General features: G+C 43.9%; 15 protein-coding genes and 2 pseudogenes. 8 read left to right on the top strand and 9 right to left on the bottom strand.

Annotated elements, in window-relative coordinates; translation table 11 throughout:
• The 3 genes and pseudogenes from QT984_RS28580 to QT984_RS28570 form a co-directional block, all read right to left on the bottom strand.
• Positions 1 to 2021, bottom strand: a pseudogene (locus QT984_RS28580) (YncE family protein); the annotation flags it as partial.
• Between the two features lie 461 nt (positions 2022 to 2482).
• Positions 2483 to 2743, bottom strand: coding sequence for a hypothetical protein (locus QT984_RS28575; RefSeq protein ID WP_333058436.1), 261 nt, complete (start codon positions 2741 to 2743; stop codon positions 2483 to 2485).
• Between the two features lie 307 nt (positions 2744 to 3050).
• A complete protein-coding gene (locus QT984_RS28570; RefSeq protein WP_333058437.1) occupies positions 3051 to 4082 on the bottom strand; it encodes a hypothetical protein in 1032 nt (343 codons plus the stop codon).
• A gap of 103 nt (positions 4083 to 4185) precedes the next feature.
• Between QT984_RS28570 and QT984_RS28565 the strand changes: the two genes are divergently transcribed.
• Together QT984_RS28565 and QT984_RS28560 are read left to right on the top strand one after the other, a co-directional pair.
• Positions 4186 to 5121 (top strand): metallophosphoesterase, encoded by a 936-nt coding sequence (locus QT984_RS28565; protein ID WP_333058438.1) that lies wholly within the window; start codon positions 4186 to 4188, stop codon positions 5119 to 5121.
• Positions 5122 to 5148: 27 nt separating this feature from the next.
• Positions 5149 to 5631, top strand: a complete 483-nt coding sequence (locus QT984_RS28560) for a PD-(D/E)XK nuclease superfamily protein (protein ID WP_333058439.1) — start codon at positions 5149 to 5151, stop codon at positions 5629 to 5631.
• A gap of 227 nt (positions 5632 to 5858) precedes the next feature.
• Here the strand turns inward: QT984_RS28560 and QT984_RS28555 are convergent, their stop codons facing one another.
• The gene (locus QT984_RS28555) at positions 5859 to 6734 is read right to left on the bottom strand and encodes a DNA adenine methylase (RefSeq protein WP_333264300.1); all 876 of its coding nucleotides are present in this window, start codon (positions 6732 to 6734) and stop codon (positions 5859 to 5861) included.
• A 274-nt stretch (positions 6735 to 7008) separates the two neighbouring features.
• On the opposite strand from QT984_RS28555, the gene QT984_RS28550 reads away from it, so the two are divergent.
• The 4 genes from QT984_RS28550 (at position 7009) to QT984_RS28535 (ending at position 8810) form a co-directional block, all read left to right on the top strand.
• Entirely contained in the window at positions 7009 to 7212 is a 204-nt protein-coding gene (locus tag QT984_RS28550; RefSeq protein WP_190657763.1) for a DUF751 family protein, read from the top strand.
• A gap of 344 nt (positions 7213 to 7556) precedes the next feature.
• Positions 7557 to 7949: a PadR family transcriptional regulator gene (locus QT984_RS28545; protein ID WP_333058442.1), complete on the top strand. Its 393-nt coding sequence runs from the start codon at positions 7557 to 7559 to the stop codon at positions 7947 to 7949.
• Between the two features lie 15 nt (positions 7950 to 7964).
• Positions 7965 to 8093 carry a hypothetical protein gene (locus QT984_RS28540; RefSeq protein WP_333212707.1) on the top strand — a complete coding sequence of 43 codons (129 nt, stop codon included), beginning with the start codon at positions 7965 to 7967 and terminating at the stop codon, positions 8091 to 8093.
• A gap of 174 nt (positions 8094 to 8267) precedes the next feature.
• Entirely contained in the window at positions 8268 to 8810 is a 543-nt protein-coding gene (locus tag QT984_RS28535) for a cofactor assembly of complex C subunit B (protein ID WP_333264297.1), read from the top strand.
• 372 nt (positions 8811 to 9182) lie between these two features.
• On the opposite strand, the gene QT984_RS28530 is transcribed toward QT984_RS28535, so the two are convergent.
• A complete protein-coding gene (locus tag QT984_RS28530) occupies positions 9183 to 9506 on the bottom strand; it encodes a DUF3155 domain-containing protein (RefSeq protein ID WP_006635576.1) in 324 nt (107 codons plus the stop codon).
• 106 nt (positions 9507 to 9612) lie between these two features.
• On the bottom strand, positions 9613 to 9780 hold the full coding sequence (locus tag QT984_RS28525; RefSeq protein WP_333058444.1) for a hypothetical protein: 168 nt from the start codon (positions 9778 to 9780) through the stop codon (positions 9613 to 9615).
• Positions 9781 to 9901: 121 nt separating this feature from the next.
• Here QT984_RS28525 and QT984_RS28520 point away from each other — a divergent pair, with 121 nt between their 5' ends.
• Both QT984_RS28520 and QT984_RS28515 read left to right on the top strand, forming a co-directional pair.
• Positions 9902 to 11287, top strand: a complete 1386-nt coding sequence (locus QT984_RS28520) for a HAMP domain-containing sensor histidine kinase (protein WP_333058445.1) — start codon at positions 9902 to 9904, stop codon at positions 11285 to 11287.
• Between the two features lie 28 nt (positions 11288 to 11315).
• Complete coding sequence (locus QT984_RS28515) at positions 11316 to 12008, top strand: hypothetical protein (RefSeq protein WP_333058446.1); 693 nt, start codon at positions 11316 to 11318, stop codon at positions 12006 to 12008.
• A 221-nt stretch (positions 12009 to 12229) separates the two neighbouring features.
• On the opposite strand, the pseudogene QT984_RS28510 reads toward QT984_RS28515, so the two are convergent.
• The 3 genes and pseudogenes from QT984_RS28510 to QT984_RS28500 all read right to left on the bottom strand — a co-directional run.
• A pseudogene (locus QT984_RS28510) lies at positions 12230 to 12401 on the bottom strand (IS1 family transposase); the annotation flags it as partial.
• A 610-nt stretch (positions 12402 to 13011) separates the two neighbouring features.
• Entirely contained in the window at positions 13012 to 14547 is a 1536-nt protein-coding gene (locus QT984_RS28505) for an ATP-binding protein (protein WP_333058447.1), read from the bottom strand.
• Positions 14548 to 14722: 175 nt separating this feature from the next.
• On the bottom strand, positions 14723 to 15657 hold a 935-nt coding region (locus QT984_RS28500; RefSeq protein ID WP_333058448.1), incomplete at its 5' end, for a GAF domain-containing sensor histidine kinase.

The following is a 15657-nucleotide window of genomic DNA, read 5'->3' as shown; positions in this document are numbered from 1 at the left end:
CTAACCGCTGGGTTAATATTATCAATGGGCACTGTGGAAAGGTCAGCAACCGTAGCATTTCGTGCCGTAGTGCTGTCGAACAAAGGCAGCCCGACACCCCGACCTTTAGCATCAATTTGAAATTGAGCGGGGTTTGTCACTGTTTTGACAAATTCCTCCACATCAAAAACATAAACTTTGCCGCCAGCACCGCTTAAATTCGGATAGGAAGCGTAAAGGAATTTGCTATCACTTGAAAGCGCTAAGTCGGTAGCGAATCCATCTGGAATTGGTCTAGTTCCCGCCATTAATTGCGGATTTGTTAGCGGGTCTTTAATAATGCCGATGTTGCTGCCGGCTCGCGGGTCTCCATCTACGCTGGGTAGTTCTTGACCGAAAAATTTCGTGTCCGCATTGCGACCCACAACAAAGGCATAACTGGCATCCGGCAGTACCGTTACCGCGACTCCCTCATTTACATCAAAATAATCGTTAGCAGAACCCAGCCCTAAACTTGCATAGCGAGTAGTAGCAGCAAAACTTACCGGGTCATTATTAGTAATATCCAATACCCCAAATCCGTTGCTATCTTTGCCGCTGTTCGTGAAGGTCATGGCTAAGGGATTGACGGTGCTTGCTATTCCTTCTACTCCTTCATCGGCTGTGATACTTCCGATTAATTGATGCCACTTTTTGGGGTTCTGACTGGGGTCGCTGGGTCGGTCTTTGGGGTCGATGTTAACAACATAAATTTTGCTATTCGAGCCGTTTGGTGCAGTAACAAACAGCTTTTTGCTGTCGCTGCTAATGGCTATTTGTCGCAAACCGTTCGGGGCTGTACCGACTGGGATGGTTTGGGTGACTTGGTGATAGGTTGAGGAAAACGGGTTGATATCGAGAACGTAGATGGAGTTGCTGCCGATTTTTCCGTCTGCGATGTAAGCGTATTGGTCGCGGGGGTCTATGACTATGGATCGAGGTTCTGCACCGCTGGGCAAATTTATCGGGTTAATACCAGCGGTATTCGGCTGAGTGTCTACCTGTTGCCTGGTCATCGGATCGACTAAAGCAATGCGCCCAGAACGATCCATCGCTACATAAGCACGGCTGCCGTCACTGGTGAGTGTTAGTTCTCGCGGGCGATCGAGTATGTCATCCGTGCCTACAGAAACGCTGGCAATCGACAAGTCGCTGCTATTAGTAGCTGTGACGACTGATTCGGGATTTGCACCGTTAATAATTGCGATTTTATCTGTTGTCCACTGCGCGCCAAAGATGTATTCTGTATTGTTTTCTATTCGGTAAGGACTGCTATCGTATTTAACTTCTTTGGCTGGTTCTGAGGGATTTGGGCTAACTTTTTCGTTTTGCTTGCGGCTGATGACGATGCGCGATTCACCTAACGGTACGGTGTTGGGAACTTGAACGGCGATTTCAAATTGATTGTTTGCCAATTTGCGACTTTTGTCTGTCAAAACTGTTCCTTCGTAAGCTTGTCTGCCTACGAAAAATTTAACGGTTAAGTCGCTGAATCGGCTGCCTAACGGGTCGCTCAAGTTATCTACTAATACATTAGTACCCGTGATGAAGAGAACGGGTTGATTGTTGGGAAAAGATTGATTGTTGCTGTCTGTAAACTTAAGTTCGGCACTTTGGATGATGGGAGGTGCTTTGGGATTAGAAGCTGTTGGTGCGAGTTGGGATGCGCGTCTTTCGCCGATTAAAGCATCTTTGTCGTAATAGTCGAGATCCCTTTCACCTATAATTTCCCCAGTCAGAGCATCCAGTTCGCTATTTTTTGCGGGGGGGGTAAAATCTGTGTTGGGAAAGCTCTGACTCAAACTGAGGGAGTTGGAAAAGCTGGCGATGTCTTCAGCGCTATTGTTGTCAGCGGCCCGAAGTGGAGCGAGTGTTTGTTCTGAGATGTTGCTGGCGTAAGCTTGACTATTGAGTAAGTTTTTGGTATCAATCTCGAATTCTGGGGCGAGGAAATTCTGAAACGGATCTTGAGAGTTAAAAGGTGAATCTTTAACAAGTTTCATGTTTAATTTCCGTAGATGCGAGTGAGCTGTTTGCTTGTGATAGTTTCAAACTAACTAATTGATGCGCTTCACCCTTCATTCAAGAAGAATGTGTGGATTCGGACTTAATCAAGTTTTTAGTGCGTGATTTTTAGTGAGCTGCCAAGCTTTTATTAAGAATAATGTTCCCGTATTTTCGGCAGCAAGTCAATCACGGAAATTACTGATATTTTCCGTCGGCTACTGGAAAACTGGCAGTGTCCGCAACAACTTAATAGCAGAGCATATGTGAAGGTTGCTGCGCTAGTTAGTTTGTTTGACTGATAAATTGTGATTGAATTGTTAAAATTTTACAGATTATTTATCAAAGTAATGTACGTTACTCAGCCAAAATACTTAGATTTTTGTAGGCTGGCATTTCAAGCCTACTTAAATTTACTGACTGGAAATTACGGAACAACGGGAGCATCTCTGTTTGGCTTTTATAGTGCGAGATATTCAATAGTTCGCACTGTAAAAAAAATGCTTTTTGCAAAAATGAAATGCTCCCTGTTGTTCCCTTGTTCATAATAAATGAAAGAATTGGCTGACACGTAAACATCCGAACGTTCTTGAAAGTAAAGTTTGACAGCTTCTACGCTGTAAGTCATGTAATCGCGCGTGATGTCGCTTTCAGCCATCGGCTCTCCGTCGCTGCTGGGATATTCAATTTCTAGTTGTTCGACTTGAGTTAAAATTGTCATTTTTCAATTTTCCTCAAAGTTATTAATTTAATGTCCGGTAAATAAGTTTGGTAGGGTGCGTCGCTGCGATATCTTGGATAAAACTTGCAGATTATAGATGGCGACGCACCTGACACGGGATATCGTAATATTGTGTGTATCACATATACATGAAATATGCTGTATAAACGGAGGACACGGCACTGCCGTGTCCCTACAATTAATGGGGTATGGCCACTCCAAAAGCCGTGTCCTCGGTATGATTCCGATGCAGCCGGAAACGATATAACATCTGTTTGAGAGTCTACAAATACAGACTATTTAAATTCTAATTAATCCCTCTGTCTAAAATAATCATTTCCGAACCAACAACCGGACTTCTAGCTATTAAATTGCCTTCCATATTCGCAATTTCTAACTTGCTGAAATCGAGTGAGTTAGCCTCCTTCCACATCTTCGTTGCTAGTTGATTTTGCTCAACTGCGCTGAGTTTGTACCAATCTTCAGCGACTTTTACTGTCAAAATGCTGCTGGCAAAATTAGCTTGAACAGACTCAACTAAACCGCCGCCCAGTCGATTCTTAATGTCAGTAACTTGATTTTGAATCGCAGCAATCAGAGACTGTTCGGGCGTCAGCGGTGGCGGTGGGATAATTTCTACTGGTTGCGGTTTTTCCGGCGCCACTAAATCGGGCAACTTGCTTTTGAAGTTAGTAGAGATTGGCTTAGATGGTACGATCGCCTCTGGGGATTTTGGCGTTCCCGATGCCATAAAATCACCAAAAGTTTGCGGCGACTGCTGCGCTGCTGGCAAAGGCACTTTTGCTAATTTCTCCGGCGGTTTGGCTGAGAAACTGTTGAAAGTTAAACCGACTACAACGATTAGAATTGCTGCTAGGGCGGCGTTTAAAATTGGATCGGACAGCTTCTGGTTCGTAGATGGTGGCAGTAGCGATCGCACTAGCCGCACAATACTTTTCCAAAGTACAGCGACTTTCTCTAAAAAACTCCCTTCCGGGCGTTGGGATACAGGCTTTTTCTCAACTTTTACAGCAACTTTTGGTGGCACGCTGTTAACTTCCACAGCAACAGCCGGAGGAGTTACTGTTGCTGAGTCAGAAGTGGTGGGTGCGATCGGCTTTTCTTGCTGCAACGAGGGTTCGGCTGGTACTTTTTTACCTTTTTTTCCCAAATTCCCGATCGAGGCCATCAAAGTTTTGATTCTCTGATTTTTGGGAACCGCGCTGCTGGCATTTTGAGTTTTGCTGCCAGTGGGGGCAGACTTTGGGGCCGAAGCAACCTCCGGTGTCGGAGATTGAGAGGGTTCTGGAGTTGGTTGGTTTAGTTGTTCTTCTGACATTTTCTCTGCCTTGGGGCGTTGCAAATATATGTAAACGAGATAAATTTTAATTGAGCCATCTCAACCTTAATTTATCATTTAACTTAGTTGTAACCGAATCAAAATGAGCATCAAACGTCGTCACTTTCTAATTTTAGGCAGTCTCAGCAGCTTAGGTTTTGCCGCCGTCTCGAAAATGTTTCAGCTTCGGAGTGCCGGGGGTACAGACGCCAACGCTGCTGTCCCTTCTAACGTTGAGGCAGAAAGGGCGATCGTCCCTTTACCGGCCTCACAGCCTATTTTACGCTTTATTTCGGTAGCCGACACCGGTACCGGGGCTGAAGGTCAGTATGCTGTGGCTGAGGCGATGACCCAATATCACCGGGAAAACCCTTTTAATGTTGCTGTTCTCGCCGGCGACAATATCTACAATAACGGCGAAATTGAAAAAATCAATGCTGTTTTCGAGCGACCTTATCAGCCATTATTACAGCAAGGTGTAAAATTTTATGCTTGTCTGGGAAATCACGATATCCGCACTGCTAACGGCGATCCGCAAGTTAAATATGCGGGTTTTAATATGCAAGGTCGCTACTATACTTTTCGGCGAGATCCAGTACAGTTTTTTGCTTTAGATACCAATCACAATGCGGATTGGAAAAATCAGCTTGTTTGGCTGGAAAAAGAGTTGAGTCAGAGCACCGCACCTTGGAAAGTTGTGTTCGGCCACCACCAGATTTATTCCTCTGGCGTCTACGGATTGAATCAACCTTTTATTAAGACTTTGACGCCTTTGTTTCAAAAGTACGGCGTGCAGCTTTATATCAACGGACACGAGCACAGTTACGAACGGACTCGATCGATTAACGGTACGACTTATTTAATTTGCGGTGCCGGCGGGGGCACCCGTGCGGTGGGGCGTTCTGAGTGGACGGAGTATTCTGCTAGCCGCCTGAGTTTTGCGACGTTTGATGTCTATGAAGACCGGATGTTTGTCAGTTCTATTGGTACTGACAAACGGGTTTTTGACAGGGGAGTGATCGAAGTGCGATCGGCTTAATTCAAATTATATTCAGGGGAAAACAAAATGAATAGGGGTTTTAGAGCCAATAAAACTGGTTTTGTTTTAGAAACAACTGTAGAAGGTACGTTGAGAGGCCACGGATATCTCGAAATATGTCCCCAGTTGCCGAAAAAGCGCAAGCGAGATTGGCTCTTAAGCTCTACTGAAAATTCCAAGCGATATGCTAAACAGGTTTATATCGGAGCTAGCATTTATGAAACTGAAATAAATGTCGATTTTTATATTGTTGGTTGCGGTTTGTTTCCTCTGGGTCTAATTGTTGAGTGCAAGTGGCAAGAAGACAAAGGTTCAGTAGATGAGAAGTATCCTTACCTTAATTTAAATATTAAAAATTGTTATCGAGTTCCTACTATTGTTATAGTGGGTGGTGATGGTATGAGACAAGGTTCGATCGACTGGTTTAAAAAACAAATTCCTGACAATGACAATCTGTTGGCAGTTCACAAGCTCGAAGGTTTTATTACCTGGGCTAACAAATATCTGTAACAGGAATTATGGAACTTTGCCTCGTGTGGGGAAACTACGTATTGCTCCTACAAAATATGCTTAGGAGTGCGAATTAAATAATTTACACTCTTGAAAGTGGGAAGTAGGGGTTGGGCTTATAGCCCATCCTTTCTGGACGGGCTTTCAGGCCCATCCCACAAGAACCATCACGCATTCTAAGTTATTTAATTCTCATTCCTTAATTAGAGACTTTCCTTAAGGAAGATTTAAAATAAACGTATTAATACTTCTTTGATTTTGCCACGCTTAAAACTATTAGAATTAATTCCCCTAGATGCTGATATTTCAATGAGTTTTGGCAGAGATTGATTGGGGAAAATTTGAGTATCGCGGTAGATTTTTTCGATAAAATCGCAGTTAGAATTAGACAGCATAACTTTCACGCCTCGTTCTGCAAGTTCTGCAAAAATATCTCTCAGTTTAATCTGTTCCGATTCTTTAAAATTATCCCGGCTGTAAGTCGTGAAGTTACTGGTGGCACTGATTGGATAATAAGGCGGGTCAAAATAAACAAAGTCTTCGCTGCTGGTAGCAAAATCCAAAATTTCATCGAATTTTCTGACTTCAATTTGAGCGGGCGCGAGTAAAGATGAGACCGATCGCAGTAAATCTGCTTGACAAATGTTAGGATTTTTGTATCGACCTATGGGAACATTAAATTCACCTTTTGAGTTTTCTCTGTAGAGGCCGTTGTAACAAGTTTTATTTAGGTAAATCAGGCGTGCTGCTTTTTCTGTATCTTTTTTGTAGGAGCGCGATCGCACCGAGTAATAATAATCTTTATTGTTCTTGCTGTGTTCTGACTGATGCTCCTCTAAAAGGAGAATCAGCTCCTCAACTTTATCCCTGACACAGCGATAAGCATTAATCAACTCAGGATTAATATCTGTTAAAACAGCTTGCAAACCAGGGTGCTGCTGTGCTAAGTAAAAAAATACAGCTCCGCCACCCAAAAAAGGCTCGTAGTAAGTTGTGAACTTTTCAGGAAAATAAGGTTGATATTGTCCAATCAACCGAGTTTTGCCTCCAGCCCATTTCAGAAAGGGACGTGGCAAGACGAAAGAAGGTGCGGCAGCAGACATTTATCTAGAAATAACGGCCCTATAATATTTATCACAACTAGAACTCAATAGACATACTTCTGAAGTTGTTACCGGAGGTGGCGTGGCATTAAACAGAGAGTGCTGGAGCCATCGGCGAAAAGTTTTCGTTAGAATTATATATGTCAGCCTCGCCGGCAAAAATGCCCGATCGCCCGATCGGCAGATTTAGCTCCGGCTGTGCCAAAATTGTCTAACTCGCTCACAAGTGTTACCAGTCAAAGATCGTGCTGTGACACTTTACCCCACCAAGCTCATGCAAGATTTTATTAATAACGTCTCTCGCTACCCGCGCTTTTTCATTACGATATGTCTGGGAATTTTCTTTTTCCTGTTCGAGCGACTCAAACCCCTGCTCGATCGACCGGCAACTGCGATCGCCCTGATTAGTTCGATTGTAGCGACTTTTGTCTTTCTAACTTTTACACTGCGGGCTATGTTAGGCCTGAGTTCGGTTTAAAGCCTGCGCTTGAACGCAAACATCAAGGGCAAATTCAGTTAACACACTAACTCCCAAAGTAACTGCCAACTCTTGCAGGCGATCGCACACTTGATAATAGTCGCTGCGATAGATTGGAAGAGGAAGTTAGTCAGCAGCGTTACGTCAGCGCTGCTCAACCAAGGCGCAGGCAAACATTACCGAAGTGCAGGACAAGCGTTTGGGGCTATCAACATTCACTGGGGAAATACTGCACCTCTGTTTCCCCGGTGTCCCACTTAATCATTAGGAAGCGGCACACCCCGCCCCGCTTTCCTCTCCCGTTAACCTGACGGTATCACGAGAGTTTCCAGCGGACAAGACAGATGAAGTTTGAACATATCTATCAATTTTTTCAAGACCCCCCTCCTGTTTATCTAAACAAGGAATTAGCTGTGTGTTACATTCTCTCCGTGTTATTGCGCGGAGATTCCTACGGTACAGAACTGATTGGCCAACTAGAGAGGGAATTCCCCATCTACCGACTATCTGATACCGTTCTCTACAGCGCTCTGAAATTCCTCGAAGATGAAGCCGTAATCACCGGTTACTGGAAAAAAGTAGAAGGACGAGGCCGCCCCCGCCGGATGTATCAAATCCTCCCTGAGTGGCGGCACCAAGCTCAAGACCTCGCTCGTCTCTGGCACGATTACATTGGTCAGGGAAACGGCGCGTCAGAGCGTCGTTCCCGCGCCTTAGAAACCGGTCACATGGGTTAACCGAGTTTGAATCGGATGCCTAAACCCTGGAGATGCTGGCGCTACTTGCAAAGCGATTTGCCTGATTGCCTTCGCTTTGCTCGATCGCCGCACAGCGATTCAAGCATCTACACGGCGCGTCAGGACTTACGCATTGTCACTTGAGAATTAGGGATGATGGGGAGATATGGGAATTGGGTGATGGAGAGCAAAACGCCTTGCAGAAGAAGCTTTCTGCGAATCTTGGTAAAAAAGTGTCTGCGTAAGTCCTCGATCGCTTTTTTATGTAAAGTTCTGTAAAGTAATAGTAGATAATTTCAATTACACAAACTTCTACCGATGGATACTGCTGTTCTTCCTTCTACCTTTGTGCTGACGCTACTGTTGGCTGTTGGCTTGTTTTTCTTCATCAAGGCTTCAGTCAAAGATCGAATCGAACAAGTCAAGCTGGCTTCCGAGAGCGCCCAAGAGTCACTGTTAACCGACTTACAACAGTATTTTGCCCAGAGAGCTTACCGAGTTGCAGCCGTCGATGCCCCCAACTATAAAGTCACGTTTGAGGGTTTTGTGCGGCCGAGTTGGTTTCTAGCTATTTTTCTAACTCTGCTGAGTGCAGGTGGCACTCTGTGCTTGGGACTGGTTTTGGGAATGCTAGTTCCTCAGCAGGGTCAAATTTTCCTAGCTTTGGTACTGCTGTCTCCGCTGGCGGGGATATTTTACTGGAAAAAAGCTGGACGCTCTGAGCAAGTCTCGCTCAAACTCGAATCAGTTGCTGAGTCTGGAAGCCAAACCAAGAGCTTTGTTACTGTCAGAGCTCACCGCGATGAACTAGCAGCCATGCAAAAAGCTTTAGATTTGAAACCGATCGATTATAAAGTTTGACGCGGAACGTTTTTTGATATGCTAGATGCCGTAGTTAGACTTCTAGCTGACAAACAGATGACTCAAGAGCGGATCTCTCGTTGATAAACCAGTGGCTGTTTTTTTGATCGACAAATTCGATCGACAAATTCGATCGACAAATTCGATCGACCAAACAGTCAATCAAAAAAAACCATTATCGTGAAAGTGCCAATTGTGGCGATCGCCCTTGGGCTGCGATCGCGCCTGTTGCGATGGCTCCTTATACCCTAATTTCTAAGGACTTTTCGCAGAAATTTCAGTTGGCACTCTCCAGACAATGAGAACTCTCGCGCTTTTGTTAAAAAACTTAGAAAAACATTGCTGTCAATGTTTTGAGCTAAACATTTTGAGCTATGCGCGACTGGCTGACACCACAGGAATTTTTTCTGTGGTAGCTTCCAACATCACCTTTAAGCTGGGAAACAAGAAATGGTTCTCTTCTACGTATTGGGCTCCAAATAAACCTTTTTCAGCCCAGAAGTATCTGTCAGTGGTATGCTCGTTACGCTTGACTAACAGCAAAGCTGGGGGAGCAATGCCTTCTGCATGGATGAACTTGCGAGCCGCTGTTACGGGTTTATCTTCGCCGCTCTCGATGCTATATTGAGGCACACACTCTAAAATTCTGCGTCCTTCTTGTCGGCGGCGACTCTTGCGTTTGCGTCTCCTGGCCAATTTCTTTACCTCCTCTGTGAGCAGACAGTATGAGCAGACAGGTTGTAATGATAGCTACCAAATCCGAGGCCAGTATATCCGTTCTAGCTCAAAATTTCAACTGTTTTTAATATATCGACATAATCTTAACATTCGTGCCGATCGACAAAAGTGTAGCGGTTGTGATATGGTTGGCCCCAAGTTCGGGCAATATCAAAGCTTGGGGATCGGTGGAAGCTGCGCGGACGGGGATGCGGGGCAATTTGGGTTCATGAAAGCCCCATGCCTTCAACATAGCTGCCTTCTATCAAAGGGAATAAATCTGAAATCGAGAAGTCTCTCATCAGTAATCGGCAGCCGATCATTTGTAATTTACTTAGAATTCCGTTAGATATCTTAATGTGGCGCTCATGTTAATGCCAGCGAGTTCAGAATTTGTCAAACTTTGCCGTTCGCAGGTGGCCATCGCCGTTAGTTTGGGAGCGAAATTCAGCGCGGTATACCTGACACAAGAGTTGGTAGAAGGCAGCGAAGCAAAGTTGGTGCCGATCGCAGTTTACCCAGAAACCTCAGCCGAATTGGAAGAAAATCAGGGGTTGAGGTTGCAATCTTCCGAAAGCTCGACAGTGAAACCGGTACCGCGACTGCTGGCGCCGCCTGTTGGGCCTGTGGAAGAATCAACGGTAGGGGCGATCGCACCCGATCGACTTCCGGGTAAGGAGCGCACTTCCCATCAGTGCCAAGGCCCGGAGAATTTGTGGCAGCAGCGGATGCAAATTGTGACGCCTCTGATACACGAGGGAGCTGTAATGGGACTCCTAGTCAGCGGTCGGCAAGACAGGCCTTGGAACGAGCGAGAGGAGGCTCAAATACAACAAATTGCTCGCACCTTAGCCCTAGCCTGCATTTTAGACCAGCGATCGCAGTGGATGCAGCAGGAATTGGGTTCGGCCCGGCAAATCCAGGCTCAGGTTTACGACACGATGCACAATTTGCTGCACCAGTTTAAAAGTCCGCTGACAGCGTTGCGAACTTTTGGCAAGCTGTTAGCGCGGCGGCTGGTACCGGAAGATAAAAACCGCAATGTGGCTTTTAGTATTGTCCGTGAGAGCGATCGGCTGCAAGAGTTGCTCGGCCAGTTCGATCGAACTGTTGACACCGGCGAAGCACATCTAAAACTGCGATCGGGCACTTCAGAAAAAGCAATGTCCAATGTCGAATCAATCCGGCATTCTCCTCTGTCGCTGTCACCTGCAGCCAATTTGCAGGAATCCTGTTTTGTTACAGAAGTCTTAAAACCGCTGTTAATTTCCGCCGAGGCGATCGCATCTGAAAGGAATCTGAAATTGGTAGCCGACATGGAGGCGGATTTGCCACCAGTCTGGGCGAACGATCGAGCTTTGCGCGAAGTTTTGAGCAATTTAATTGACAATGCTTTGAAATATACCCCTGCCGGCCGCCAAATTTATATTAAAGTCAGGTACAAAGCAGCAGATGGCGATCGGGCAGGATACAGCCAATTGCCTGCCATAGCAGTTGCCGTCAGCGACACAGGTTCCGGCATTCCTCCCCAGGATTTAGAGCATTTATTTGAGCGGCACTACCGGGGAGAAAAAGCGCAGACAGAAATTCCGGGTACAGGATTAGGTTTGGCGATCGCCCGCGATTTAGTCCGCCAAATGCAAGGAGAAATAGAAGTATTTTCCCCAGTCAATCCTGAATGGCTGCCATCGGCGGAAACTCATTTATATCCAACCGCTCTCGGCACTACATTTGTGGTTTGGCTGCCGGTGAATAAGTAACGAACTCTATTGCTTAGAGACATTTTTTATGAAGCATCTACCTTTATTCGATAAAATTCCCAATTTTTCAACTTCTTTAGAAGTTTTCAAAAAACACTTTTTTCGTGTACGGTTTTTAGCTGCTTTTAACATTCTGACTCTTCTGATTTTGTGCGCGCTGAGCATATACGCCAAACTCAACAACCAGGGAGACGGAGTTGAACGCCTGTTTAGCGATCCTTTTAATTTCTGGTTCCCTTACGAAGGCATTCTCACCGGAGTTTCCGAAGTCCTATGGTGCACCCCAGTCGCAATTTGTGCATTTACTTTCGGAGTGCTGCGCCAAAAAGAGCCGCGGAGTCGATCGGGGATATTCTTATTTTTTAGTGCTTTACTGCTGGGAGTCTTTTTCCTAGATGACAGGTTTCGGATGACTTTGATTATTTCTCGGTTGGGAATATCTAAGAAATTAATTTATTTGTGTTATGGTAGTGCAGTTTTCCTTTACGGAGTTAAGTTTTGGCGATACATCAAAACCACTCCTTACCTGCCATTAGTCGCAGCATTCCTATTGTTGGCTATCTCGCGGTTTGCGGATCCTTTACACTTGCGAAATCAAGGATTACACGCGATGTTAGAAGATGGCACTAAATTATTAGCTCTTCTGAATTTAGCCCTGTATTTTTGGTACGTCTGTCATCATGAAGTTTGGCGGCATTTCCAGCAAAGCGAAAAGCGTTGATCTCCTCCATGATATTACAAAAAAAGCCGTTGCTGAATTAGGGTATCACTAAGGAATGAGAATTAAATAACTTCCACTCTTGAAAGTGGGATGGGCTCTTATAGCCCGTCCAAAAAGGACGGGCTATAAGAGCCCATACCACAATAAAAATTAAAATTGTCAGTTATTTAATTCGCGATCCTAAGCAACGCCGGCGATCGCATAAAAGCCAAATAATTTCTTTAATTTTGATATGGCATGGGAAAATTAGCAAATTTTAGATAGTAAATTAATAATCGAAGATAATATCTGCTAAACTTGTCGTCTGATTTAGAATAACAAAAAGTTTTTCGTTTCAAACGAGCTATCAGGATGTATTAATCTTGTATTTTCGCGCTCAACTCTTGTCCTATATATACAGCATATTTCATGTAGATGTATATCGCGATCGACCGGGTTTCGAGCAACAAAATAAGTAATGATGCGAGAGATATAAAGAAACCCGGTTTCTGGGGTGCAGCTTTAGACACCGCAATGCCATTCCCTTACGGGGATTGAGCCATCGGGGGTTTACTTCATAAACCTGTAATCTGCTCTAAGTTATACCAATTCTCCACAATCTTGCAACAGTTATAAGTTTGTGGTTTGTTTCCTGAAACACTGTAAGCTGTTCTCCATTTAAATTGTGTGTCAAAAATCACTCAAATTCTTGTGGGATGGGCAGGCGAGCCCGTCCCGAATATGCAATTTTAACGCGCAACAGCTTATGCACCGGTGCGGATCTGTGAGATAGTCGCTTTTTTTGATAACTTTTCTAGGGCGACGCACCCGGAGCGCTACTGTTGCATGATTTTTTAGAATTAGTATTAGAAGAATGTGGCTAAAGCCGCAGCGCCTATCCCGAACCCAGAAGGGGGGAACTTGCTGCGGGGAAAAATCCTGTCATAATTCCGATTAATGAGCAATTACCCTATTCTCAGGCAACTGAAAAACGGTATACAATCAATTCAGCCCGATGAGTTTTCTAGGCATCCGCTACGGTGGCGATCTTAGTGGATCTACAGATAGTCGGCAGATCAATAATAAACTGCGTTCCCTGCTCTGGCGTAGAAATACACTCCAATTGACCGCAGTGTTTTTCTATCAGAATTTTTCTGCTGATGGACAATCCCATGCCTGTACCTTTTCCTATGGGCTTAGTAGTAAAAAAGGGAGTGAAAAGTTTAGCACGAACTGTTTCGGTCATGCCCACACCATTATCAGAAATTGTTACCAGGATGTGGGAAGCCGAGCTAATGTTGTCAGGCGAATTGCCGGGTACAACTTCAGTCCGAATCAAAATCTGGGGGTGAAAAACTGCACCATCTTCTCTACTTAGCCGCTCTTCTAAAGCATCTATAGCATTCGCTAAAAGGTTCATAAACACCTGATTGAGCTGACCGGCATAACAGTTCACAAGCGGCAATACGCCATAGTCTTTTATCACATTGATAGCAGGGCGATCGGACTTAGCCTTTAGTCGGTGCTGTAAGATCATCAAAGTGCTATTAATGCCTTCGTGGATATCTACTGATTTAATTTCAGTTTCATCCAACCGAGAAAAATTGCGTAGAGAGTGAACAATATTGCGAATGCGTTCGATCCCTAACTGCATGGAAGAAAGCAATTTTGGTAAATCATCTATGATAAATGGCAACTCTGCATCTTCTATTTCATGGACAATTTCTGCTTCAGGTTGCGGGTAATACCTTTGGTAAAGATTCAACATATTAATGAGTTCTTTAATATAGTCGTTGGCGTGGGACAGATTGCCGTAAATAAAGTTAACCGGATTGTTGATTTCATGAGCGACACCTGCAACTAATTGACCGAGACTAGACATTTTTTCACTTTGAACTAGCTGGAGTTGTGTTTCTTGGAGTTCTTTGACAAAATGCTCTAAGGCAACAGATTTTTGGTGTTCTTTTTCTTCACTGAGACGGAGTGCTTTCTCTACTTGTTCGCGTCGCTCTATTTCAGCCTGCAAACTCTGACTCAGAGAAAAACTTCTCAAAGCTGTTAGGATCGTAGTGTATAGCTTTGATGTCGTTAATTCAGTTTTAGTTTTATAGTCATTAATATCGTAATTGATAATAATGCTTTTTTCCGGTACTTGTCCGGGTTGACCCGTGCGTAAAATAATTCGCACTAACTGATTGCCTAAAACTTCTCGGACATATTTAACAAAGTTTAAGCCAGCATCATCTGTTTCCATAATTACATCTAGTAAGATGATGGCAACATCAGGATTTTCTTGGATTAGCTGTCTAGCTTCACGAGCTGAGTAAGCATTAATGAAGGTTAAAGATTTATTTTCAAAGACAAACTTCCTGAGTGATATTTCGGTAGCGGTGTGAACTTGAGCCTCATCATCTACAACTAAAATTTTCCAGCTTTCACTCAGTTTTTCTTCTGTTGTTTCATCTGCAAACAATATCTCGTCATCCGAGTCGATCGCTTCGGCAAAGTATACTGTTTCTGGAGATGGTTGAGTTAAGAAATCGTCAAAATCACTTTTCATTGCTGTACACCTTTATTTTTTACTAATGTGTAGGTTTGAAGTTAGAAAACCTGTTAAGCTAAGCAAAAGGCAGAAGGGAGAAGATTTACACAGCAACCTTTTCAGTCATCCTTATTTTACTTCTAATTAGGTGGACTTACTTAGTTATCTTGGCCAGGAAATCGGAATTAGAACTCTACATTGGTGAATCAATTTGCATCGGTAATTTAATAATAAACTTGGTGCCTCTTCCCACCTCACTTAGACATTCAATTTCACCTTTTAGTTTTTGGGTGACTAAATTGTAGACAATATGTAACCCTAAACCACTGCCACCTTGACCACGCTTAGTGGTAAAAAATGGCTCAAAAATTTTACTTAAGTTTTCTGGGGGAATACCTTTACCTTCATCGGCGTATTCAAACCTTAGCCGATTACCTTCTTGCTCCCAATCAAAGATTAGTTCCCCAGAAATCCCTGGTTCGTAGGCATGAATCAGAGAATTGATTAGCAAGTTTGTCACAACTTGGGACAAGGCTCCTGGATAAGAATCTATAGCAATTTTGCTATCTCCCTTAATTTTAAGCGAATGTTGGCTATTTTTCAACTTTGGTTTTAATTGTAATAAAATTTCATCAAGATAAGGTCTGATCTGGAAAGTACGTCGTTCTTCGCTAGAGCGATCGACTGCTACTTGCTTAAAGCTTTGAATCAAGGCTGCTGCCCGCTCTAGGTTAATTAGAAGTGCCTTACTGCTTTGGGTAGCAATATCGACAAATTCTTCTAAATCCGATCGCTTCATTTTGCCACTTTTATAAATAGATGCAAATTCTGTGGTATTTTCTGCCAAAGCTGAAGCAACCGTGACACCAACTCCGATGGGAGTATTAATTTCGTGGGCAACACCAGCAACTAATCCTCCCAGAGATGCCATTTTTTCAGATTCGACTAGCTGTGTTTGGGTGGCTTTTAAAGCCTCTAGGGTGTTCGATAATTGTTGAGTACGATCGCTCACTAATTGCTCTAAGTTTTGATTAAACTCCTGTAAATTTTTGTAAAGCTGAGCATTTTCAATGGAAATAGCAATTTGGGCAGATAAAAGTTTTAACAATTCTAGGCGATCCGTAGTAA

The sequence above is a fragment of the Microcoleus sp. Z1_B2 genome, from assembly GCF_036700325.1.
Classification (GTDB): domain Bacteria; phylum Cyanobacteriota; class Cyanobacteriia; order Cyanobacteriales; family Microcoleaceae; genus Microcoleus.
Note: the sequence above shows the minus strand (reverse complement) of the source record. Positions and strands in the feature narration are given on the sequence as shown.